The 26,586-nt window shown below is 54.4% G+C and carries 3 protein-coding genes; 1 reads left to right on the plus strand and 2 read right to left on the minus strand.

Going from position 1 to position 26,586, the window contains the following annotated elements; genetic code table 11:
- Nucleotides 1–83: 83 nt before the first annotated feature.
- Complete coding sequence (locus SH573x_RS27695; RefSeq protein WP_479348734.1) at nt 84–1,646, minus strand: transposase; 1,563 nt, start codon at nt 1,644–1,646, stop codon at nt 84–86.
- Nucleotides 1,647–1,786: 140 nt separating this feature from the next.
- Here SH573x_RS27695 and SH573x_RS27700 point away from each other — a divergent pair, with 140 nt between their 5' ends.
- Entirely contained in the window at nt 1,787–3,718 is a 1,932-nt protein-coding gene (locus SH573x_RS27700) for a hypothetical protein (protein ID WP_479351302.1), read from the plus strand.
- Between the two features lie 175 nt (nt 3,719–3,893).
- Here SH573x_RS27700 and SH573x_RS27705 read toward each other — a convergent pair whose 3' ends face one another.
- On the minus strand, nt 3,894–26,435 hold the full coding sequence (locus SH573x_RS27705; RefSeq protein WP_479351303.1) for a PKD domain-containing protein: 22,542 nt from the start codon (nt 26,433–26,435) through the stop codon (nt 3,894–3,896).
- Nucleotides 26,436–26,586: the final 151 nt, after the last annotated feature.

The raw sequence follows: 26,586 nt of genomic DNA on the forward strand, positions 1-26,586 counted from the left end.
GAGGTTGTTATTTACGAATCCTGGTTCGTCTCGAGGCGAAATTTAGCCCAGACTGCCCAAAGCGGCGATTTGAACGGCTTTTTTCACCCGATTGCGACAGTCGGTGCGCAGCGCTCCACGGCAAGCAGTTTTGCCAGTCGTTTGACGTTCACTGTGAAGCATGTCATCAGTTGTTGGATCTTCACTTTTGCCAGACCGCAGTATCTTGCACAACGACCGCGCCCGTGCCGAGCCACTTCCCCTAACTTCCGTTCGATGGCCGGATGCTCACGCCGGACTTGTTGGTATTGCTCTGTCTTGGACTTCTGACGAGCACGTTTGTATTCTTCTTCATACTCATTCTTATTCACTCGTCGACCTCGACGGCTGGTCTCTTTCATCTTGGGGTTGCACTGCGCGAGCAACGGACAGCCCCAACATTTCTTAGCCGGAAAGTCGAACGTCGTGCGGTTAGGCTTCGTGGCATCTTGAAATCCTTTATTGGATGTGTGGCCAGCTGGACATGTCACATGCTCGCCGTCTGAGGTCAATGCAAACGCCGTCGAAGCAAAGCCTTCATCGTTGCCGAAGTCACGCGGCGGTGTGATCACATCAACTTCCATCCCGCCAGGGCCTTCCAACGCGCGCAGCATTGGCCCGTTAAATCCCGCGCCGTCAAGGGATAGCTGTTCGATCTTGTTGCCATGAGCTTGCTGTTCGCGTTCAATCAGATGAACCGCGTCTTGGGCCTCAGCACCGTTTGCCGGAAGCACCTCAAGTTGAGTGATCAGCTGGCTATCGGCGTCCATCAACACATCGACCAAATAGCCGTCGTAAAACTCGCCATGCATTCCGCGGCGGGCATCGCTATCAACCACGCTCAGCGTGCGATCACCCTGACCTGGGTTCAAGCAATCGCTCACGATCTTTTGAGCGAGCGCACGTACTTCGATGAATCGTTTCCAAGACTCTTGGCAATCACTCTCTTGGGATGGATCGGGCTGCTCGAGCATCCACGTCAGGATGTCGCCGACTAAATCCAGACGAGCATCAAGGCGAATCTCCTCGGATTCTTTCTCGGTTTCGACGCGGCTTCGATCGGCTCGGATACGGAATCCTTGAGCGACCTCAGCATCAATGGGCTCGATAGCAGCGAGCATCTTTTCTCGCAGCTGCGCCAGCAGTTTCAACGTGGTGGGCACAGCAATATTGGCATAGACGTGTGTGGCATCTTTAAGTCGCAACCGATCGCTGACAAGGCCCTTGCTGCGCGCGAAGCTGATCAGTCGGTCGAAAACTTTCTGCATCCCCTCTTCTCCGATGCGACCCCGAAAGCGACTCAAAGTACTTCCGTCCGGCAACTTACAAGTAATCGGCACTTGCAGAAACCAGCGGAACAATAAATCCGAACTGGCTCTTTCTAGGACTTTGCTGTCTGATAGATGATAGAGATATTGCAGGTACAACACCTTCAGGAGGAGGATTACTGGCAGGGTGGGCCTACCTCCCTCACGACAATAATACTTCTCCAGCTCAGGCCGGAAACTTTCCCAGGGGACTATCTCCAACGCATCTAAAAGGGGCGACTTGAGCGGCAGCACACGCTTATAGATCGCCAGATCCGACGCACGAATCTCAAACAAAAAATCGCGATGGTTCGTTAGCATAATGATTGCACCGAGTTGGAACGTCGGCCTCTTCAACCATAATACCCATGCCAGAGCAAATTGGAATTAAATCAGCACTCTCCGAAGCCTGGGTGAGGTGACATACAGCGCTTCACACAAGTTAAGGCAAAAAAAAGCAGATGGGTAAGCCAAATCGCATTGGAGTGTTGTTCGTCCACGGTATAGGTAGCCAGCCCAAAGGCGAAACCTTGGTGCGATTCGGCGAGCCGTGTGTGGAATGGATCAAGCAGTGGTTCAGCGGCGCTGATTGGGCTTGGGCGCGGGCTCGCGCCCCAGGCCGAACCGAGCAAGCTATCGATTCCATCCAACACACCCCAGGATCTAATACTCAGCCCGAGTCTTTTAAGTTGCGCCTTAGCTACCAGGGCTACCAACAAACACAGCTTGACGAGTCGTGGTTGTTTGCAGAGTGCCATTGGGCCGATTCGTTTCCTCGGCCTGAAACCAACGACGTCAATAGCTGGCTGATGTTGGTCTCACCGATGGTGATCAGCATCCATCTTGCACGGCAAGTTCGGATGATACGCAAACGGCTCGGCTCACTGGATGGCTCACTGGATGGCTCACTGGATGGCTCACTTAACGGCTCGCTCGACGGTAGCCGTCCACATCAGAGTGGCAGGCAGAGTACGGTGCGGGTGATGGCCAAGATCGGGACTTGTCTGCAACTGATTGTTTCGATCTTTTTGTTTCTCATGGCTCCGCTGATAGCGTTGGCCGTGCTAGGAGTACTGCTGGTATTGCGCGCGATCGCAGTGATTCCGCTGGGACCCACGGTCAAATTCGTCGAGACGGTTCAGGACGTTTTGTCAACCGTCATTGGGGACTCTTGGATATTTGTCTCGAGCCCGTTGCGGGCAGCGCTTATTGATCAGCGCTTCAGAGAGGACCTGCAGTGGATGCGGTCTAACTGTGATGAAGTTGTGGTGATAGCGCATTCGCAAGGTGCCGCTGTTGCCTGGCGGGGACTCAATCAACTCCATGATGCTGGATGCCTAGGCGATGATATACGCATCTTGGTTACGCTTGGATCTGGCTTGGCCAAACTCGATCACTTATCCAAACGCGAGTCGAAAGAGCCACTGCGCGTTAACTACCAAACCATCTTCGGACTTACAGTTGTAGCGCCGCTGTTAATCAGTCTGGCACTTTTGTTTTCAGGCTGGTGGTTCCTGGTCGCCTTGCTGATGACCCCGGGAGCTTTTCTCGGCTTCTTGACGGGAGGGTGGGTCGAGAGTGAACAAGACAAGCTGTTAGCCGACAGCAGTTTTTTGACCCTGAACATGCAATGGAAAGACTATGTCAGTACGGCCGATCCAGTGCCCAATGGGCCACTGGACAACGAGCAGCCCAGGGGCAATTTTCACAGTCAAGAAGTCAGTAACGAAGGATCTCTGCTGGCCGATCATAACGCTTACTGGGCGAACCGAGACGAGTTTGTGGGTAACGTGTTGACGTTTATATCCCAGCATACACAAACACGTATTCCACTGCATCCGATCACGCCGATCGATCAGCAGGTGATCGCAATCGGCAGTCAGGTTAGAAGGTGGCAAGTTCGGTTGCTGGTGTTATGTCGCTGGTCGCTAAGAATAATAGCGCTGGCCACGTTGCTGCTGCCTGGGGCAGTTCAGACTCTGGGCATGCGCATCAATCAGTGGGCGGATCCAGCCGTTTCGCTTTTCGATAAACTCTATGCCAACGCGGTCGGTGGCTATTTAGGGAATCATTCCAACGTGGGCATGTTCACGGTTCTGATCGGCTACTTGTTGTTCAACGAAATGTTAACCTTGCTCTTTCGTTGGGGAAACGATTCTGAGAACCGGAATTGGTACTTTAAGCGCACGCCTGTGGGTGGAGCTGAGTTTGGCATGTGGTTGTCAGTGCCCGTAGGGTTGAGCGTCGCACTGCTCCTGTTCGCGCTTGGCGTCACTTCGTTGCTCTGGTCTGCAGTAACTGGCGTGGTCATCGTAATTCTGATTACATTATTCGCCACCGCCGCCTTCTCCAGCCTCGACCGGCTGCCCGACCTAGGAGACGAAGTCTCCTAGGGACTGCTGGTTCCCAGGCTCTGCCTGGGAACCCACTGCACCGCAGGCTCCGCCTGCGCGTCCTGTGGCGGAGTTAGTGCTGCTACTATGCACAGGAGGCGGAGCCTCCAAGGCAGTGCGTGCCCAGGCAGAGCCTGGGTACGAGCCTGGTGCCCAGGCAGAGCTTGGGCACGAGTTAAGCACCTTCAGCTGCGGAACCTGAGGCCGGGATGATGATGTTGTTCAGCCGCACTGTGTTGGAGATGCGAGCTTGCACATACGATAGGTCCGCTCCGGTGACGCGTCTGTCTTTATTCACATCCTTCATTTCAGTGACGGCGACCAAACTATTGGAAATGGAAGCCTGGATCAGCGATAAGTCGGCGCCGGTGATGCGGTAGGGTGCGGCCCCGTTGACTTCACCAGGAGCACTGCCCAGATAATAAACTGCGGGCGCCGCCAACCCCGTATGGGCATTGGACCGCAGTACAATTTGCAACCACGTCAGGGCAATGGCGTTGTCGGCCCATTCCAGTCGCACGCGTGCAGGAGTGGTGGCCGTGCCGGGCGTGACCGCAATCACGCTGGGCGCAGGAGCAGTGGCCCACGTGCTGGGGTTTACCACTCCAGATGCGTTGGGTGGCGCGATTCTGAAAATGAAATCATCAACTGTCAGCGATGATGCGACCAACCCAGCGATATCGAAAACCACTCCGTTAATTCCGCGGGTGTAATTCGATACATTGGCAAAGGTAGCCTGCTGCGTCGTGGCACCTGACTGCAAAAGCACCTTGTTTGCATCCAAGGCTCCATTGACCCCGCCCACCGTTTCAAAACCGCTGTTGTTGTAGAAGAATTTGCGGTTGGTCACGGCCACCAGGGCGCTCAGCGTAAAGCTGGTAGTACTGCTGTTGAGACCATCGCTGGCCGTAATGGTCACCAATTGGTCCGTCAACTTTTGCGATGGCGTGTAGCTCCACGACCAAGTTCCATCTACGTTCTTCGTCACCGTACCTAGCGAAGCCGATAGCGTGGTACTACCGGACTCAGGATCGCTCCAAGTACCCGTGTTGATAAACTGGCTGAGCACGTTGCCAACAACATGCGCATTGGCCACGCTCAAGATGGGTGCTTCGTTGACATCCGTCACGGTAATCGTCAGCGACTTCTCTAGACTCAAGCCACCCGAATCCGTCGTGCGCACGCGAATCGCGTATGCAGGCTGAGACTCATAGTCGAGCACCTGGCCTTGTTTGAGATACACCTGGTCGTCCACCAAGTTGAACTTGCTGTTGTCACTACTGCCCACGCCTTCGACTAATTCATACACAAATGAGTCGACGATGTCCGCATCCGTTGTACCCAGTTCACCAAAGAGCAGATCGGCCGCTTGAGTATCGGCGTTCTCAGGCACGGTAGTTTGATCGAGCGTAATGTCGGTTGGCGATCGATCGATGACATTGATCGAACCATCGACAAACGTGAAGCTAAACGGTGGCACTTCATCGTAGCCATGTACGTGGAGCGGCGTAATTCCGAACGGTGCATCGGGTTGCACTTGAAATTCAACATGTGCAATAGCACCCGATGTGGATATCGATGGCGTCGCGTGGTAGAGCGATAGGCGAACCTGATGATTCACGTCATCGACATAAGTTTGCATCGCCCAGTTTGATTCAGCAGCAAAGATGCCGGTCAGTTCAATTCCTCCAGCGTTCAGCCCACCGTCAATGTTCAGCACTTGGGGATCGTAATCGATAAACACATCGACGCCCCACAGGCCAAGTGCGCTATCAGTGATGCGGATGGGTAAGGTCACCGCCGCGCCGCGATGGCTGGGCACCAGCGAGTCGGCCGCCAGCGTGGGATCAACACCAGCAGAATTGATGTTCAAACTACCACCCGGCAAGTCAGGTATCTCCGGTTGCAGGCTAGCGGACAATCCTTTCCGAGCCACCCAAGCGGAATCCAGTCCATCGAGAACTCCATTCTGAGTAACATCGGCGATGATAGCCGGATCGACCAGCGGATACGCGTCAAAGCCGGTCGTTGAGCCCACGATCACGCCCGCAATCCAACCGGCATCTTGGGCTGTGTATTGACCATCCGCATTGGTGTCGCCAATAAATATCGCTTTGTGCAAGCCAGTGTCGGGCAGGGCGGGTACTGGGCTGGCACCTCCGGCCAACGTGCGGACAGCCAGGTTTTCAATCTTGACGAGTCCACTTGCACCATAAGGGGCTGTCGTAGGTACGCTAGCCAAGATGCGCGCAATCTCACGAGCGCCTGTGGCCAGTGGCGTAGCGCCGGACAAGCTCAGGCGCGTGCGGCCAGAGTTAATTAGATTGACCGCAGTGGTCCAGTCCGCGGGCAACACGTTTACAAAGGCGCTGCTGACATCCAGCAGTTGAGGATCAAAGACCATATCGAAATCGATCGCCAAGACGTCGTCAGCTTCGCTGATCGTAATCGGAATGCCACCTAGTCCATTGTTGTAAGAAACATTAACAATCTGACCGGCGGTCGATGTCGCTCCTCGGGCAAAGTCCGCTACTGAGACGACGCGAGCCGTATTGGATTGGACTGTGAATGATCGCACAAAGTTGTTGCCTGGCAAACCATCACTATCGCCATCGAGCAACTCGCCAGTTGCCAAGCGGAGACCGTCTGGACGACTGAAGATGGTTAACGAATAGTTGTCGGGTTCGAGCGTTCCACCGGTCTTGATGAAGGTCAACGTATCAGTATTTTCATCCCACACCAGCGAACCACTTACATGGCCAACATTGGCTCCAACCAATACAAAATCGGCAGCATCAGTCGAACCATCGATGCCGTCATATAGATTCAGCACACTCAAGTCGGGCGTCTGATTCAGCGACAGAGCTATGCCGCTAGGATTGACCGAGTAACCGGTGACTCGGAATGTAGGTGATGGTACGGTCACCGTCAGTTCGCCGACCGACGAATCACTCCCTAGGTTGTTCAATGAGTCCGTGGCGACGGCCGCCACGTTGTAGATGCCTAGGGGCAACGCGGCCAGCGTACCTGCCGACAAGCGCCAAGTGCCATCGCCCATGTTCTGGGCGGGATAGGCAATGCCGTTGACTGTCACCTCAATCGTAGCCGTGCGATCATCGACTGTGCCGGTCAAGCGTGGGCTGGTCTCGATCGTGACCAAGGGATCGACCGTGATCACTGGAGCTGTCATGTCCATCTGCCAGCCTACAGCCAGGTCATTGGCCAGTGGGTGCAGCCCACTATCAGTGATGCCCGAAGCCGCAGCATTGAGACGCAGCAAATACTCACCATCAGCGGCAGTTAAACTGCCCAGGCCGCCGAGTGTCCAGGTCCCATCGGTGTTGAGGCTGAGCGTAGCCGTACTGCCTGCCAATAGGTTCGCCCCACCGTTCCGCCTTAGCGTTAGATCGCTCAAGTTGAAATTCAACACCGGTTCGCTAAAGGTCAGCACGATCGAACTGACCGGTACGTTGCGAGGATCGGGTGCAACAGCGGCGGCCGACACAGTCGGGGCCGTTGTATCTGCGATCACGATGGGCGGTAAGCTTCTGGTGGTGATGCCTCCATCATCGTCGCGGAAGGTAACTTCGACGTTATAGGTGCCCGGGGTGGCATAGATATGTCGCGAGGTGAACTCGTACAAACTCCACGGTGAGACGGGTGTACCGTTCATGGGCAACAGCGCATGATTCTCAACCGACAAATGTAACTGATATTGGTTGCCTGGTGCCAGAAAGCTGACGGTGCCATTGTCATTAGCGCGATAGACTTCAACCCTGTAGTTGCCAGAGCTGTTAAAGGTGTGGGCCAAACGGTTCACGCCATCGGTCAATAGAGCATTGGTAGTGGCATTGAACAAAAGGAGTTGCAGGTTGAAGTTGCGATCCCCAGCCTTGAAGATCGCTTGACTGCCCGAGGTGGCAGTAAAAATGAAACCATCGATGGTGAAATCATCACCGTTGCCCTGTACGGTAACGTGGGCTAGTTCCGTGGAACGTTCGATGCGTGGATTCAGGTACTTGGTCCACTGCTCGTTGTCCAAGTTTTGAGGTGATGCACCTTGGTTCGGTTCGATTTCTAAAACAGGTTGTGGTTCACCGATCAACTGCAGTGGCAACACGGTACCATCGCCAAAGTCGATTTGACCTCGCAACAGCTCTGTATCGGTCATGCCAACTAGAAAGCCCTTCAAGTCCGTGGTACTGCCAGTGAAAACAACTGTCGTATCTTCGTCGGCCGTGGATGGTCCATTGAGCGACAAACTTTGCGGAGCCAGGTTGACGATGGTTATCCGCACACTGTCGCTACCGACAGCCAGTTCGTTATCAAATACACGTAGCGTGGCTGTATACACTCCACTATCTGCGTAAGTATGGTTAACCGGTGGAATATTGCCGGCAGTAGCCACCGCACCGCTCACTATGACTCCATCGCCGAAATCCCACGCATAGGTAAAATTCTGATCGGCAATGCCTGCATCGCTGAAGCTGCCTGGGAATGTAATCTGATTGCTGTGGGTGCCTTCGTTAGTTGTTTGATCGATGCCCGCGTTAACTACGGGGGCGGCGTTAGCTACCACAATCGTCGTCGACGAAGTGGTGAAACTGCCGTCTTTGTCCGTAACCGTTATTGTCGCTGTATAGATTCCATTATTGCGAGGTGTAAAGCTGACTGCGGGTAGATTGTTGGCCGTATCCATCACGACACTGTTGGAATCAGCATCGACGATCGCCCATAGGTAAGTAAGCGTATCTTGGATGCCCGCGTCACGAATTACCGGGCTCAACGTAACTGGCGAACCTTCCATGCCAAAGGTTGTCGCGCCGAAAGCGATCGTCGGGGCAACATTTATTCCTTGAACGATGGCCACAATCTTGGTGGTGGCAAACGGCAACGAATTGATCGTGTCGGTAATCATTAGTTCAACAGAGTAGGTAACATTGTCGATCGGAGCAAAGGCGAACGAGGATGCTTGGCCGAGGATATCAGGGACACCTGGCGCGAAGGCTCGCCAGGCGTATGCCCGCGGACTGCTGGCGCCGGCGGCTTCGGGCGAAACGCCGAGTGAATCAAACACCAGTACGTTACCTTCGCTAACCTGTTGAGCAGCCACTGGCCCATCAGGAATAAACGGATAGACCGAGACGGTGGATGTCGTGGTCGCTTGCGCGCCAACCGAATCGGTGACAGTCAAGCTGACTACATACGGTCCCGCTGCTTTCGGCGTAAATTCAAAATTGCTCTTCGAGGATACAAAGCCAGCCGCTTCGTTCAGGAATGTGACCTCCCAGGAGTAGCTCAGCTTGTCATTGATGCCCGGGTCGGTCGAACTCCGTGCGTCGAACTGAACGCTTTGACCAGCGACCAACGGGCCTGAAGTCAGCTGAGCAATGACGGGGGTGGGAGCCACGTTCGACACGTGAATCGGCGCAGCCGCGCGATCCGAGGCACCTTGAGAATCGTGCACCACTACGCTTAGCGTGTACTCACCTTCGTCGAGTGGCTGAAAATTCCTGGGCAGGATCCTACTATCGGTTGACCAAGTTATGCCGGTGCCTGGATCGAGAGAAGCAATCACTCCATCGCGAACGTTGGGACTGCGATCTCTAACGATGTCGCCACCCAACTCGTTGAATGGATAATACGCGGCCAAGTCGGCTGCCGTACCAATAACTCCTTGGCTATAGATGTCCGCAATTTGTGCGGAAGTCAGCAAGCGACGCCAGATGGCTAGTTCATCGATGCTGCCTTTGAGATCCAGACCAGTATGGTAACCCACCGTGGCCAGTTCTTGTCCCACTACCAATCCGCCCTCAACCACATGCAGCGGTTGCAGAGGCACGGAAGCCACTGTTCCCAATTGCACTCCGTCATAGAATACGGACACGGTATCGTTGTTAGCGTTGCGAAGTACAACCACATGGTGCCAGGCATTGTCGGCAAACGGCGTCGGTGTCGTAAAGGATCTCGCGGTGTTGCCATAGATCACCAGCTGATTGCCTGATTGCGGCGAAATAGCCAAATAATCTTCGCCTAATAAGCCTTTTGTGCTCAAGACGGTTTGAGGACTAGAGCTGGAGGTCTTCATCCAAAAGGCGACACTCAACTCCGATGCTCCATCCAATATCGCTGGGTTCAGTTGAATTACATCGTTGTTCATCACCAACGATCCAGTGGTTAAATCGGTAACGACTCCCTGGGAGTCGGTAACGGTTACCTGTCGCTGTGGCGTCGAGCCCGGGTCGATGATGGTTAAACCAGCTCCGGTCAGCAACTGATCGACAGTCCGAACGTCACCTTCATTCAGATTCACAGTTATCGGGGTACCGGAAATGACGGGCGCAACGTTTTGTGCGAAGAAGGGGAAGGAGCCAGTGGCTGTGTGAGTCACCGTGTACTTACCAGCAACGGGAGGTGTGAAGGAGACTGTCGTGCTGGTGCCACTGGCAATCGCAACACCAGCCGGATCGAGTACGGACCATGCACCGGCTGTCGCAGTTGTCAGCGTTACTAGTTGGCCTTCGAGCGTAGTGAGGTTTTGATTAGATGGTGAGAGAGCTGGTACGGGCAACGTCAGTGTTCGCAAGTTCGCTAGTGCGAGCAGGGTGGCATAGGGAGCAGACTGTGGGATGCCGGTGCCATGGAGATAGAGTTCCTCCAGATCTGTCAATCCGCTTACGGACTGGAGATCGGTGATGCGTGGATTGTTGCTCAAGTCGAGGACGCGCAAATGCTCAAGCTGGCCGAGCCGCTCGAAATTCGGCGACCTGATATCGCCATTGTTCAACTTCGAACCGTCGTATCCACCAATTGGGAAGGTGCCTGTCACGGTGAAGGGAACGAGATATCCGCCCAGCCCGCTAGTAACATCCGGGATCGGCGAAAAGGGATTGCCGACTGTCTGATGAGCGGCCAGGTAGAAACCGGCTGGTCCACGCGTGAAATGCCCGGCGGTGGTACCAATCGATGCGCGGCCTAAACCGTTCTGGTAAACTTCGATCTCGCGGAAGCTGTGGGTACCGTTTTCGACAGGCGTGGCAGTGATGGTTAGCGAACTAGTCGTAATGGGCGAGTTAAAGATCAGCCAAAATGCATCGGTAGTGCTCGTACTGCCGGAAATATTCCACGTTCCTAAGACACCGCCAGTAGCATTTCTTAACGTATAACCACCGTCATCACGGTTCGCGTAGCCGTTGTAGATAGCGATGCTCGTTATCGTCTTGTTGGACCCAAAGTCCAACGTCAGATCGGTAAGAGCCGCCGTGATCGTGTAGATGCCGTCAAAAACAGTCGGGTTTTGAGTGGCCAGATTACCACCGGACGCATTCAAGCTCTGCAGGTTGGTCAGATTTTGGATGCCATCCAACGAACGGATATTGCCGGTATTCAGCGTTGAAACAGAGGCCAACTCGCTAGCCAGCATCGGTCCGAACACTTGAGGCACAAACTTCAAATCACTGGTAACCGGCTTACCAAGGGCAACAGCGATCGAGCGCTCTAGTGGCAGGTCCGCAATTTCGACGACCGGATCCACGAGCGTACGTTGATCTGCGGAAATGCGTTCGAGTTTGTGAGCACTTAGTCGCACGTCCCCAGGACTAGAATCTCGCTGCTCGGTCGTTTCGCCGATGACCGTGTCAGCTCCGCTACCGCTGAAGATGCGATCAATATCGTTATTACCTACCAGCAGATCATCGCCATCACCGCCATCGATAAAATCTCGATCGGGCAAGGTGGTTGAGCCAGCGAATTGTCCACGGGTGGGCGCATCGAATTCAATCGCGAATTGCCCCGTATGATCGTATACTCGCAAATAGTACGTGCCTGCCTTGACATTACGAAGATCAAACGCAGATTGATTGGTTGCGACGATGCCACCGCTGGCATCGATCAAATCGGCAGTCGGCAATTGCGCAACCGGTTGATTGGCGAGCGAAACATGCAAGGTGTAATTGGCACCGGCGATGATCGGCCCACCTGAAGAATCGGGCGCAGGGACTATCTCACCGCCTTGCGAGATCGAATTGAAAATCCCGACACCAATGTAATAGGTGCCCGATGTCGTGAACGTGTGATCGACAAACGAAGCTAGTGAACTGCCCTGGCCGCCGTCCGCTCCCGGTCCAGAATCATCATCGCTGACACTTAGTTCGACACCGGCCGCGTTGAACAAAAAGATCTCGCTATCAAAGTTGTTGTCGTCAATGTCAAAGATGGCACGACTGCCAGCGGTAGCAGTGAACCGGTAGTAGTCGACGGTGCCATCGCCAGTGCCCGCGATACTAACGTGCGGGATGAGAGTCGACTGTTCGATGCGATCGTTCGGCAGTCTGGACCAGCTAACCAGGTCGAGATTCTGCCCAGATAAGCGTGGATTATTGACCGCTACTTCAGCGATTTTGAAATCGGGAGCCGTCGCATCGATCAAACGGATGGCATCTCCAACTTTACCGTCACCGAGCGTGGTAAAGCGGAACCATTTCTCGTCGTTGACAGTCGCGAGTTCAAACGGATTGCCTGCATCCATGAACAGTTCGGAACGTCCCGTTTCGGGATTGACCACAAACGAACCACTGCCTGGCACCGAGAAGTTTTCCAGATCACTAATGCCGGTGGTGGGCAGTTGCGTCGGTCGGAGTGCTCCATAGATCGCATACAAGCGACCCGCCCCTGATTGGCCGCTTGAGTTGGTGGCATGTTGCGACTGAACGACTAGATCATCCAGGTGATCGCCGTTGAGATCAAAGGCTACAAGCGTAAACTTCGGACTGCCTGAAACAGCATTCGTGTCGACCGTTTCGATGAAAGGCAGACGCACGTCAGCCTGTCCTTTGGCGAACACGCCGCCGCCGGCAGCCACCTTCTTGGAGACTGAGTAATTGATAAACAGTGTCGGAGAGAAAACCGTTTCCATGTAGGCCAAATCCATTTCGCCGTCATGATCAAAGTCCCCTGTAGCGATCGCAGTTCCAGGAACTGTAAAGGCCACCGTTGGGAAGAAGCTGTTGGCCGATCCGTAGTAGACATCCGTTTGAACAGCGTTGGCGTAGCCGAAATCGGCAAAGCCATCGTTGTTCAGGTCTCCAAGGGCAATAGGCGTAAAGGCGGTAGAACCTGGCGAGCCGTTGGTCACATGGATCGTTAAATTGCTGGGCCGGTTTACCCCAGCCGGCAAGTTCGGTAGATAGGAAGTACTTGTGCTACTAACAAGCGCCGGACCGCCCGCGCCCTGCTGAGCAGAGTTGGTGCGGAATTGTTTAACGTGCAGGGTCCAGTTGAGCAGCGTGCCAATATCGGCTTGTGCATGGTCGGTAACTTCGAGAGTCCATGTTCCGTAAACGGGCTGTCCAATTAAAAGTGACAGTGGTTCTAGCGGTCGATACGCGCCGGTGACATTGCTGGTAGGTGATACGATAGCAGTAACGGATTGCGACGCGGCATCGGAGAAGCCGGTGTTGACAAAATTATCTCCGTTGCCACCGACGCGTGAAAACAGCTTCACGCGCATGCCGCTCGGCGAGATCAACGTGGCGGACAGGTCGCCATTGTAAGTATGGTTAATGTTCAGCGAGACTTCGACTTGTTCCGCGAGACCTTGATCCCCAAAATGAATGTTCAGAGGTGACGTTACGGTTGCCAAGTCTGCGATGGAACGACTAGCTGTAGATGGGAAAGATTCAAAGGGGAACGAGTTCACGCCTGTAAAACCAAGTGGTGCTCCATTACCGATAACGGAAAGTCGCTGCCCGCCACCCTGTACGATGCCGAAGCGTAGCTGAGTGGGACTACCGCCGTCGGCATAGACTAATCCGGCCAGCGGTGTGGCCATCAGTTTCTGATTGATCTGCTCTACGATCTTCGCCAGGCTATTATTCGCAGGCACTTTGCCGTCAATGTCGACCGAAATTTCGGCGACTGTGCCGTTGAGCAGGATCTTCAGAGGGTAAGAACCCGTAGCGGCGGTGCCCAGCGAATGTGTCGCACTGGCAAAGGTATTGGTCTGTTCGAACCGCGAGATCGTGAGGAATCGATTGCCCAGCAGCAGGTCTTCGATGCCTGCTCCACTAATGTCGGCCAGTGTCGTGGTTAAATAGGTGCCGGGCGTACTGGTCCGGATGTTGGCATATTGATCGACCATCGTCAGGGTGGGCTTGGTCGCGATGGGATGGTTCTGCGATACAACTGTACCGGAGAAGATGTTGCCCAGTTCGTAGTAGTCTGCATCAATCGAGCGGGTACTGGACGTGGCCGCCGCGATCGCAATCACGTCGGAGTACTTATCGCCGTTGATGTCGGCCAGGAAGATTTGCGTCGCGCTGAGAGTTCGGCTGCCGGTCAAGTCGATGGTGCGGAAACTGCCTTGACCCAGCGTGTTGACGTACTGACTGACAAACGTCGTCTCCCACAGTCTTGGCCACGCCTGGTCAACGGCGTTGATCTTCATGGACTTACCGCCCAGAACGACCGTGACGGTGTTTACGCCGTTAGTGTTTCGCACAAATGCAAGATCGGCGAAGCCGTCCTTGTTCACATCGCCAAAGCTGCTCGCGGGGCGTCCTACCGCCGTGCCGTCGATCACGATATCAGCGTACAGATCTATCCGCTCAGATGCGTTCAGTTCAACTGGTCCAAACAGTATGTAACTAGTGCCATCGCTACTAGTGGAAGCGATGAAGTCATCCAAACCATCGCCATTGAAATCGCCGATCTTCGTCAGCTTCGAAAGCAGTGCTCCCGCTGACGCACCTTCGAGTAGGTAGGCTTGCGTGTTGATCGTGGGCATAGGTAGTTGCGACGACTGGTAGAGCTCGGCCACGTTCTCTGCTGAAAGTGCGCGAGTATGGACGTAAACTTCATCCAGCGAAGTGGCAAAGCTCTGGTTGATGCGTTTACCAATATTGAGCGCCTCGGCGGCAGAGGTCACGTGGCCAACGAGTTCTCCATCGAAGTAGAAATCGGTTCCGCCGCTGGAACTTGTTACGGTCAGCTGGTGCCATTGCCCTGCGATCGCTGCTGGGGCTAGATCGAAGCCGCTATATTCAAAAGTGCTGTTCCCGCCGTCGATGACTCGCATGCCCAAGCGCGACGTGCCAGGCTCTAGTTCGACGTGCATCGTGCGAAGAACACTGCTGGTGCCGATTTCAAACAATCGATTGGCGGCACCAGTGTCGATGACATCCTTGAACCAGGCAGAGAATGTCCAAGCATTCTGCATAGCATAATGGATGCTTAGGTTGGCCGTTGGCAGTGCGAACGACGCAGCTGCACCGTTCTGGCCATCGGAATTGTATGTCACATCCACTAGCGTCGTGGGCGGCAACGCATTGCCGGAATCATCTCGACCTAGGTTGGACGACGAGTCAAATGAGTAGTGCACCAAGGGCAGTGAGGCTGAGAAAACTTGTTGATTGGCGGCCACGAATTCGTTGGACAAATTGATGCCGGGCCGCCCTGCTGCTGGCAAGGCAAAGAATGGTGCTACCAGTTGATAAGTATAGGCTTCGGAGTTGCCCAATGCAGATTGACCGGTGACTTGAGTTGGGGTGCGAGGCGGGGTGGGATTGGTGGTCCAGCTGCCACCGCTGGTGTAGGCTGCATTGCCGATGCGTGCAGTGGTTAATGACTGATTGGTATACAGCGTAAAGGTTGTCGTCGTGAGCACCTTTATGTAGTACGTGCCATTGGCGTTGGTGTTGCCCAACACACCGGTGATTGTTACGCGCTGACCATCGACCAGTTCTTCTGTGTTGCCTGTCGTAATTGCAATTGGACCACCGACCACGACCGACGCGCCGGTTACTGAGCCGCTGAGCACAATCTCTTTCAGACCGAAGATTTGATCGTTGCCACTATCGCCCGTCAGCTGATCATTGCCTTGATAGCCAAAGATGATGTCGTTGCCTGGACCACCACTGATCTGGTCATCGAGCGCACCGCCGAATAATTGATCCGCTCCTGGACCGCCGCTGATGAGCAGTCCCGCTTCGCTGGCTCCCTGCTCGTAGTTGCCTGGCTTGATGCCCCATTCTTCGAGCGTGCCCGGGAACACGTAACTTGGATCGGCGTGGAACGTGTCGTCACCGGCCTGCAATTCAACTTGCGTATTCTCGACGCTGCGCGTTTGATAGAACAGATATTCGCGCTGGTAGGTGGCCAGCTCCGACTCGCCAGCATCTTGTTGACCATTGGCGTTGGTATCGACGTAATCACGGAGAAACTTTTGCTGGCCGATGTCCCAAATGAGGCTGGTGAATTCGTAGCGATGGAAGCCGATGTTGTAACGCAGAGCTGCAAAATCGGGCACTTCGATTCCCCGGCGATCAAGATTTCCACCTACATACAGCATGCGGTCGGTGCCACTGCCGCCATCGATCTCATCATTCATCGTGGGCAAGAACGTCCGCGAAGCGGGATCGAAGACCGTATTGGGCTGATTGCCCAACAGCGGTAACTGGTCGGGAATGATTTGGAAAGTGTCATCGCCCGCTTCGCCAAGGAGCAAATCGCCAGCTCCGCGATCCAGGCCACCGCTGATCACGTCGTTACCATCGCCACCAAAGATCCAATCTTCACCCGGTCCTCCCATCAGGATATCATCACCACGGCCGCCCAGAATCACATCACGACGAATCGAGTTGCTGCGAACTCCCAAGTCCACCACGGGAATGCTCGCACCACCCAAGTCAAACTCGATGCCATAGATGGTTGGCGTTTTGTTTGTTTGAACTCTCAAGAGATAAACGGTGTCCGCGACTAAACCCGATGCAGGTAAGTTGATGGATACCGACTGCAGTCCCGTCGCAATGGCTCTCTGCGTCGTACCGTTTACTTCGAATACTTGTACCGTCAAATTATCAACAGGCGAAGCAGTCTTGACCTGCATCGAGCCAGTGATCGCAGGAAGCGTAAACTTGAACCAGTCGACGTCGCTGGCATGATCCATGGTCAGCCCATCGAACTGCACGCCGCCCGCAGGTAGGATCAGCGGATAGGCCAGCGCTGCCTGATCGTTGCGTCCGATCAGTTCATTCGTTTTGCCCGATTCGGCTTTATCCGCCAGGATCACATTGCCACCACGAATCGTGACAGAATCATCGCCATCCCCCGCGTCGATCCACACCGATTTCTGCACAGTAGGGCCGACAACAATCTTGTCATTACCCGCCAGCGCATCGATCAAGATGACTTGGAAATCGCCTTCAGGCGGCAACAGGTTATTAACGAGATTGGTTTCGAGTTGCTGGATCTCCACTTGTTGCGACTCGGTTAACGTTTCATTGCCAGTCAGCCTGCGCAGCGCAGCATAGTCAGCTAACAAATCGTTGGGTTTCCAAATGGGATTGCCATCAGCGTCGGTGGCTCCAAAGTCTAAACGCACCTGCGCGTCGAAGGTCACGTTGCCATTGTTGTCCGTCAAACGCGTGATCAAGTGATGATCGGATAGTAGACCTGGCTCGGTTACAAAGTTGACGCTGATCTCGTCGTTGGCATTGGTGCCGCCAATGTACCACACCTGGTCGGACTCTTTGGCGTATTCTTTCCATTCATCGCCCGCCACCGTGCCGGCCAGCGATTCAAACTTTGCACCATTGGATCGGTACAGTGTGTTCGTACCGCCTCGACCGACCATGAAGTCGAGAATAGTGCCACCAAACAATTCGTCGTTGCCGTCATTGCCCAACAGTCGGTTCAGGCCAGTTTTCTCCGCCGAGAGAGTTCCACCTGCCGAACTCGATTGCAAATTTCCATCTGCATCGACAAACACTCCGAAGTCATCACCCAAATACGGATCGAGGCTCCACGCATACAGATGGTTCTTGCCCTGACCACCGGTCAGATCATCATTGCCTTGGCCAGCGTACAGCCAATCTTCGTCGGTGGTGAAGCCATCGCCATTGTCACCGAGCAAGCGGTCATCGCCCGCGAATCCGTACAGTTGATCTTTGCCTGGTCCGCCGGATGCACGATCGCGTCCCGCTGAACCAATTATTATGTCATCGCCACTATTACCTTCCAGTGTTGCAGTCCAATCGCCGCGGGAGGCGATCTGCGTTACATCGAAGGCTTTCGAGGCATTCGTATCGATCAACGGTAAGAGTGTTGGATGGACTCCAGCAAAACCAAGCTTATCAGCACCGCCCAATCCGGCGACTTGGAATTGTTCCACTAACAGTTGGCCACTGGCGTTATAGATGTTAGCCAGAATAATACGATTGCCGCTGCCCGAGTTGTAATCAATGCGTAGTTGCGGTTGTTGCGCGGGAGCGGGAATGGTCTGGCTGAGTCCAATCACGTCCGCAAGTTGCGAACCATTGATGATCAGCACATCAGTGGCTTTGTCGTCGGCTGCGGTATCGCCAGGGAAGTTGCCTTTGTGACCGTCGATGGTATCTACTTTGCCGATTTCGACTTGCAGCAGATTCATCTCAGAAACGACCATTAGATCATTGCCGCTGCCTCCGTACTGCTGGTCGGCTCCTCGTTGGCCATCGAGATAGTCCGTATCGGCACCGCCCCACATTTCATCGTCGCCGCCACCGCCATACAGTTTGTCTTCACCGCCCTCACCGAACAGTTTGTCAGCTCCGCCAAATTGGTCGGCGGTTGAGGTCTTGACGTATGCGGGTCCGGCCAGGTAGTCCCCGCGCAGCAGGTCATCGCCACTGCCACCCACCAAGATTTCGCTGCGCACATTGCCGCTGAGCGTGTCGCCATCAGCGCCGCCGAACAACTGATCACCAACGAGTAGATACTGGCTGGGTGCATTCACTGGGGCATAGGCGAACAGGCTGTCACTACCATCGCCACCGAACAAGCGCTGACCGGCCTGATTTGCTCCATTTCCCGCATCACCGTACAGTAGATCATCACCACCGTCGCCTAGAATGTGATCGATACCGTCGCCGCCATGCAATGTATCGTCATTGCCGCCACCGCGAATGACGTCATCACCAGCTTCGCCATCGACGTTCCGATCGCTGCCTGAACCAGCGTCGATATAATCCGCGCCAGCGCCACCGCGAATTACGTCCGAGTCCGCTCCGCCGAACAACAGATCGCTATCGTCACCACCTTCGAGCGTATCTCGACCATCGCCCTCGACGCCCGCGATTGAAAGTTCCGCTACGAAGCGCGGCGTAACCTTGATCGCCGGCACGTAGCCCGTGTGATACGTGGCCTTGGCTTCTGTCTCTTCGAAGTAGAGCGGGAGTTCAAAGTTAGCTTGGTTCGACAAATCGAATTTCGAGAGATCGGTCAGGGTGGCCAAGCCGCCCCACAGAACATCTTGGCCGTCCTGTCCGTAGAGTTGGTCATCTCCAAAACCGCCCATGACAAAATCCTTGCCGGCGCCAGCGTAAACTCGGTCATCGCCCGGTCCTGCATCGACAAAATCATCGCCGCCAAAACTGGTGATCACATCATTGCCACCACCCGCGTGGATAACGTCCTTGCCATCTCCGCCATAGATCATATCGTTGCCATCCAGCGTGGCATTGACAGTCCCAAGTTCATCATTGACGCCGTCACCAAAGATCGTATTGTCTGCGACCAGTGGCGATGCGTAAATCAAGTCATTCCCACCACCTCCAATGAGCAAATGAAGCGCATTTTCTAACTGCGTGGTATCACTGACATTAAAGAAGAGTTGATCATGGCCCAAGCCGCCATACAAATCATCGGAACCGAGGCCACCTTGCAGGATGTCATCTCCGTCACCACCATACAGGATGTCGCGGCTATTTTCGCCGAACAGTTGATCATCGCCCGCATCACCCAGCAGCGTATCGTTCCCGACTCCACCGCGAAGAACATCGTTGCCGATACCACCGCGAATCTCGTCATTGCCATCGTTACCCAAGAGGCGATCATCGCCTTCATCGCCAAAGATCGTGTCGCCACCGTCGCCGCCTTCGATCAAGTCACCGTCGGCTTCACCATGAATCTCATCGTCGCCGCCATCGCCATAGACAGTATCGAAACCGCTGCCGGCATAGATCACATCATTATCGCCACCACCTCGAACAGTGTCGTTGCCTGCCCCGGCTACGATAAAGTCGCGACCCTCGCCGCCAAAGATCTGGTCATCTTCGTTACCACCACGCAGCAAATCATCACCAGCTTCACCCTTCAATGAATCACGACCATCACCACCTTCGAGTGTATCGTTGCCCGCGCCGCCGCGCAGATCATCGTTGCCTTCGTCGCCGCTGAGAACATCGTTGCCCGATCCACCGATCAGCGTATCATTGCCGGCTCCACCCGACAGTTCGACGGGAATCGTGATATCGCTGCTGATAGTGAGCGTATCGTCACCCAAGCCAGCGTGGCCGATGATCTTGGTAACATTCGTATATACTTGCGAACGTCCGAATGCTTCGATGATGACACTATTGGGCTGAGGACCAGGATAAAGCTTGTAGTTCTCGGCCTCGTCGGTGTTCAACAGTAGCGAACTGCGAGCGGAGGCGCTAGCGCCGATGTTCAAGCGCAGCGTTGTCCCGTGTGCCGCGTCGCCATTGTTGGTCGCTTCTTGGTTTGGTCCGCCCACAAATTGGGCTAACTGCAAGCCTTCGCCAGTGGGCCGAGGGAATTCGAAATCGAACAGGGTTACCCTCGCCAGTTCAAATTCTTCCGAATACGAAAACGGTCCCAGGCCAATGGTCAGCTCAGCAAACAGGCCTGCATCCAGCTGGCCCTCGATATCGAAGATGTGAACCGGTCCAAAGCCATCTTTGAAGCCTAACAGGGTATTGTCGAGCAGTTCGACCAGGCGGATCTTGCCATCGTTATTGTTATCGTGCAGATTGAAATCGATATTCGCAAACAGCCCGCCACCTACTGAGGCTTGAATGAAGCCTGCGTTCAAAGCCGCTGCGGCCGTGATCGAGGCCGTCAACACGACTTCATCGATATCCTCGCCCGTACCGTCTGCGCTCTCACGATCGGAGACGTAAAAGCCATTGAAGACATCTTCAAAGTCACCTGTCTGTTGGAACTGTTGAATGCCAAAGGTATCAAAACCGAATGCAAAGTCGATGCGCGCGCCGACAGCTCCCGCTAACTCGACGCCCACAATCGGAAAGACTGGTAATGGGAAGAACTTCTTGATGCTTGCGTCCAGCTCCAGCGTCGGCAGTTCCAACGTGAACAGATTGACGACGTTGCCGCTGAGCAGTCCAATCAAGTTGGAGGGATCGAGTATGGGGAAGCCCAGCTTGATCTTGTCATCGCTTTCACTTTCGAGAACTTCCGCCGATTTGACAAAGTCATCAGGATTGAACTTGGTGGTCGAATTGGCCGGCGCTAACGTTTTCAGCGCGTCTGCAACTGCCGCTGCCGTGCCCATGGGCTGAAAAGTGCGAGTGTCTGCATGGAAGATGGCTCCGCCCATGTTGAGCAGTTGGCCGTCACCTAAGTCCGGTATGCTTTGAAGGATGCGGTCAAAGTCGGCTACTGATTGAATAAAGGCTGCAGCTTTGGCGATCGATCCGCCTTGCAGCTTTAGCAGGTCCAGCATAGTGATGCTGCCACCGGCCAGGTCGCTAACGACAGGCATGGGTTCGTTCAAAAACTTGATGATCGGTCGCACGGGCTCGAGGATGTTGTTGACTTCTTCCAGAACCGTACCGGCAAATCCGCTGAAGAACTGCCCCAGATCCAGACTGATATCTTTGAATTCCACACCTGGCAGCTGAAGGGACTGGCCCAACTCGTACTGCCAATCGATCGCCAAATCGGTTTGTAGACTTGGGAATGAATTCGAACCACCAAAGCTGGCTACCAAATGCAGATCCAGCGCGGCATTGGCCGTCGCATCGATCCTGAGCACATCCTTATAGGAGTTGATAGTCAGTATTTCACCGAGAGTCAGCAGTCCGTCGTTCTGCCCTGGATCGAGAATGTCGACCGTAAAACGACCGGCGAAACTGTTCGATACACCGACCGCGCGCTGGCCGCTAGTGACCAGGCCTGCGCCGGTACTGCCGGGCACGAGTGCGGCTATAAAGTTAGCGCTAAGCAGACTGTCGTTGCTGATTAGCGTGACGATATCTTGGGCAGTAGTGGTCGCAGTGACCTTCAATGTCAACAGTCGTCGAGCCTGGTCGAACTCGTAGTTGTTCGTATCGAGCGCACTCTTCTGCACGACGCGCACGTCGAAGTTCGCGAGGCTGCCCGTAGCTTTGCTAGTGATAGTCAACTGCGAATTCAGTGATTGATCTTCGCCGAGGTTGACGACTGCTGGCGTGAGGATCTCTTTGGCATCCAGTCGCAGGAATCCCAATTCACCGCTGGCCGAAAGTCCCGGAACACCGACGTCGACAAATACATTCAAGAAGCTATCGGTCGTATCGATAAAGAAACCATGATCCAGGTCGACACCGAAGCTCAATCCCAGCTCAAAACCGAGCGTACCAGTAACGTTCGCATCCACATCCAGACTCAAACCGGGAATGCCCAAATCGAAATCGATGGGCAGTTCGAGTTGGCCTAGATCATTGCCGAGCAGAATCTGGAAACCGATGCCGGGATTCAGCTGCGTGATGACGATGTCTTCGATGGTGACCTGGTTATCGCCGGTAATATCTTTTAGCAGATCCAACCCGTAGGGACCGATGGATTCCAGCAAATCTCGACGTACATCTTCAAAGGGATTGCTGAATGCATCGTTGGCTTCGTTAGCCGCATTGTTAGAGAATGGGACAGACACGCTGTCCTTGATTTTGCGCAGAAAGTCCGCCTGGTCCTTTAGCTTGTCGCCGACGAAGGGCAGTTCAACGCCGAATACTTCACCTTCCATCGCGTCGATCAGCAGATCGAATGCGCCATCCCACCCGCCAACCAAGGCCAAGATGTTGAAATCGCCTGCCAGAACTTGTTTGACGTCATTGATAACCGTCGCGGCATTGTCACCATTGATTAACACACTGAAATTGTCAATCGAGAAGTCGGCCAGGTTGGTGTCACTGACCGACGCACTAAAGCCATACGGACCGAGCGGCAAGCCGGAGAATCCCAGTTGCCCAGTGAGAGAGGCACTTAGACCACCCGCAAATTCAAAGTCGTCGAGTTCCAGTCCATGCTGCAACGTAGAAACGATTTCGTCAAAGTAATGGCGTCCATCGTTGTTATCATCATCGATGCCGATACTGAAGTTGGCGTATTGATTTAGCCCGGGATCGGCGGTGACTGTACCGCCCAAGGTAAAGTTGCCACCACTCAGCGTGGCCCCAATCGGTCCGATCGAGACATCGAAGTTAAAGGGTGCGGCCGCGGCGCGCACGAGCACGCCCAGCGATGTTCCATTGCTCACGCCATCATAAAGAAACGGCTTGGGCGCGCCATTGTCGGGCAACTCGATGCCGACCGAAAGTTTGACCTGGCCGAGTGCGTAAGCACTAACCAATGCATCTCCACTGGCATCCACAAAACTGGACAGACCGCTAACACCCAGGGGGGACATATCGACGCTGATCGGCACTTCGAATCCCAGCGGATTGACTTGGTTCTGGACACCAAAGCCATTGCCAATATCAAACGGCAGATCAATGCGCAGCGCCAGATCATCACCCGATTCATCCAACGACAAACCGAACGCCGCGTTGTCCGCTTGTAACGCACCGAGATACGTAATCAAGTTGGTGTAGTGCTGGCCCAGAAAATCCTTGCCGATCGAAGGAAAGCTGCTGGGCGAATCTAGCGCGACGCCATCGAAGACCAAGCCGGTGTTCAGTTGAGGCAGAATGAAGACTGCAAAGGTTGGATAGTCACTGCCCCCACCGTTGCTCTCCTTCACACCAAAAATATCTTCAAACAATTCGTCGAGCTGTCCGAGGCCGCTGGCCGTCGTGCCATTCATATTGGCAATGATCTCGGCAAAGGTATCGGTAAAATCGAGCACGTCGCGAATGTTGACATTCAGCATTGGCAATTGTTGATTGAACAATGGCGAATCGGCGATTGCCTGTCTCAGCAGATCCAATCCATCGCTGAGCGCTTGAATAATCGTGTCGCGATTGAGTGACTTGAGGCGCTGCAAGTAGTCGCTGGCTCCGCCCAAGCCCAAGTCGTCGAGATTGAAGTTCTTGGGCAGTGAAAAGTCGCTGACGGTCAGATCGGGTACATCAAACGAGATCACGCGTGACAGGGCTGGCAATGTATACGAGCCCAAATTCAGATCCACCGAAAACGGCAAGTCAAAGTGTGCCGAGCCACTTAGCTTCGGCGTGGCTACGAATCCGCTCAGCTCTTCGGTAATCCCAAGTTTGGCAACCGCTTCAGCGTCAGTGGTTGCGGCCGCCTTGACAGTCAAAAACCGTCCCACGCCATCGGTCAAAAAGAAGTTTAGTTTGCCGCCACTAGAGATGACTCGCACCAAGTTCGCATCTGGATTGGTGGCACCCTGAATGATTAATTGACTATTGAGCGCGAGGACCAGGACCGCCAAATCATCGCTAGTTGAGCCAGCCGGTATATTAAAACCAAGAGGCAATGCGGATGTCGTTCCATCCGCTTTGGAGATTTGAACTAGCAGGTTGCCCGCATAAGCTTGACCAAACTTCACAGGCCGCTGCGATTGCAAACGCAGCTTGGCTTCACTGACCATCTCGATGACCTGAGCGCCATCCATACGTCCATCGGTTATCGTGGTGGATGGATAACTGGGTGTGAATTCGGCTTTCAATGAGCCGAGGGCCGATCCATCGGCGATCGCGATTTCGACAAAGCCGAGTTGCGCTGCGCCGTCGATGTTGGAGCTGAGCGAAGCGGTGGCCGCAAACATCGGCTTGCCCGCCTTAGGCCGCACGAATACTGAGTTAGCGAGGCTTTGGCCATGCAGAGGGCCGGTTCGCATACCATGCGTGACTTCATCGGGCGTACCATCTGCATTGAGGAAGATGCCTGCTTGCCCAGTACCGAACAATCCCAGAGTTGGACCAGCCAGGGAACCGTTCAACATTTCAAACTTTAATTGTTTACCGTCCACCTGGGCCGTGGGGTCGACCACGATCAGGCCTTGATTGAAAGTTCCTTCGTCGATCAAGTTCTGTTGCTCATCGAAGGTAACGATCAAGCCTGCGTTCGTTAGCGCGGTCTTCAAGTCATCGACCGTCGTGTAAGCATTGATGTCGAGTTCGACCGAGGCACCGCTGCGCAGGGTGATCTTGATATCATTGCCTGGAGCAGTTGGTATGCCTTTGCCGCCGTTGAGTGAAGACAATGCAGTTGTGGGACCGAATCCGGCACTTGCGCCGGGTTGTTCCAGTTTGATTCCGATTTCGAGTGCCGCCGCCAGCGCTGCGTCGACCTGCAACGTCGAATCCGCTTGGATCTTCAATTCGCCAATGCCTGCCCCAAAGTCGATGGGGAAGGTGGCCACATTGAACAGGTGATCAAACGAGACATCGAAGATGATCTCGGCGGGCGATGTCGCGGTTTTCGGTACATACGTCATTCGCTCGGCGACGGCCGCGGCGAACTCTTGTGCGCTCTTGAAGGCGGCCAGTGACTCGTTGTCTGGTTCGGCGGAGGCGCCGACGATCGCCGCTCCAAATGCATCGCCGATATTCAATACGTCGCTGAGCCGTTGGCCGCCCGTGAATGGAATTGCGGCATCGAAGGAACTGATACTGCCAAATGAATTTTGGAGTTGTTGCAACGCATTGAAGAAACCGTTGGCAGACACGGTGCGAAATTCAGAGAGTTCGGCTGTGTCAACATCGATCGGAGACGCTGGCTCTGTATCGAACAGGTTGGTATCTTCAAAATCGATGCCAGCCGTAAAATTGAGCCCCGCCACGTCGGTCTCGATACCCATATGTAAATGGAAACTGTTCGTGCCGATGGGAGCGACAGTGAGAATCGTGGACAAGTCGCTGGCACTGAGCTGTGCCAGGTTTACTTTGGTTTGGAGTGTATCAAACGCGAGCCCCAAATTAAGTTCGAGGACTGGATCTTCCAGTGTCACCCCCAAAAATCCGACGCCGGCGGAGATGGGAGCTTGGGTACCGAGATCGATCGTCGCGCTGATTTTATTGTCATTCTGGTTACCATCGAACGAGACGAAGGCTCGCTGGCTGGGGACCGACTGCTGACGATCGATGCCGATGACGATTCTGAAATCGAGAGTAAAATTTACTTTCGCATGCAAGTCGCCGTCGATCGTGATCAAGTCCCGCAGGTTCTCGTCACTGGAGATCGCTTCGGCCAGATCATATTGGACATCGACGGTACGAGTGACCGTTGCATCGATCGTGAAGCTCAGCTCGTTGGCGTTATCGGTGACCACAACATTACCGTCAAGCTGAGGCAGATCCGTGAGAGCGCGCTCTATAGCGCTCTGAAGTCCCTCGACAGTTGGATTAGTCGTCGTAGGAGATAGATAGTTCTGCAGCGGCTGAATAAAGGACTCGCCAAAGGCCGAATCGATATCGACAAAATTGCCAATGCTGGTCGGCAAAAAAGGCAGAGCCGAGTTCAACTGTCCGTATTGCTCGAGGCCTGCGCTGAAGCCGCTAACGGCTACGCTGGTGTAATAAAACGCTGCGGCCTCCGCTGGGCTGAGCGGCGTCACGGTCATCAGGCGCCGATCTTCGAGCAGTTCGATCTGCATCTTCCGTCGACCGGTTCCGATTGAACGCAGCTTGGTCTTCAAGGCTCCGATGCGAGATTTGCGTGCCGATTGTCGACGTTTTCGAGCGGCATGACGATCGTTCATTCTGTGGTTTCGCTGAGTAATCAATAGTGTCTGGACGAGGACTGGCGGGGCTTGGAACGAGAGGCTCCATTACTTGCGATGACCAACTTGAGAAGAACTGTGCCAAAAAAGAGAAGAATTTAACCACCCGTTCGGAGTTGAGTCGTCCGAT

The sequence above is a fragment of the Rania fehmarnensis genome, assembly GCF_056494185.1.

What these genes read in the sequence shown, in the direction of transcription:
- SH573x_RS27695 (WP_479348734.1), bottom strand. Translation starts at nt 1,646, where the DNA reads ATGCTAACGAACCATCGCGATTTTTTGTTTGAGATTCGTGCGTCGGAT.
- SH573x_RS27700 (WP_479351302.1), top strand. Translation starts at nt 1,787, where the DNA reads ATGGGTAAGCCAAATCGCATTGGAGTGTTGTTCGTCCACGGTATAGGT.
- SH573x_RS27705 (WP_479351303.1), bottom strand. Translation starts at nt 26,435, where the DNA reads ATGAACGATCGTCATGCCGCTCGAAAACGTCGACAATCGGCACGCAAA.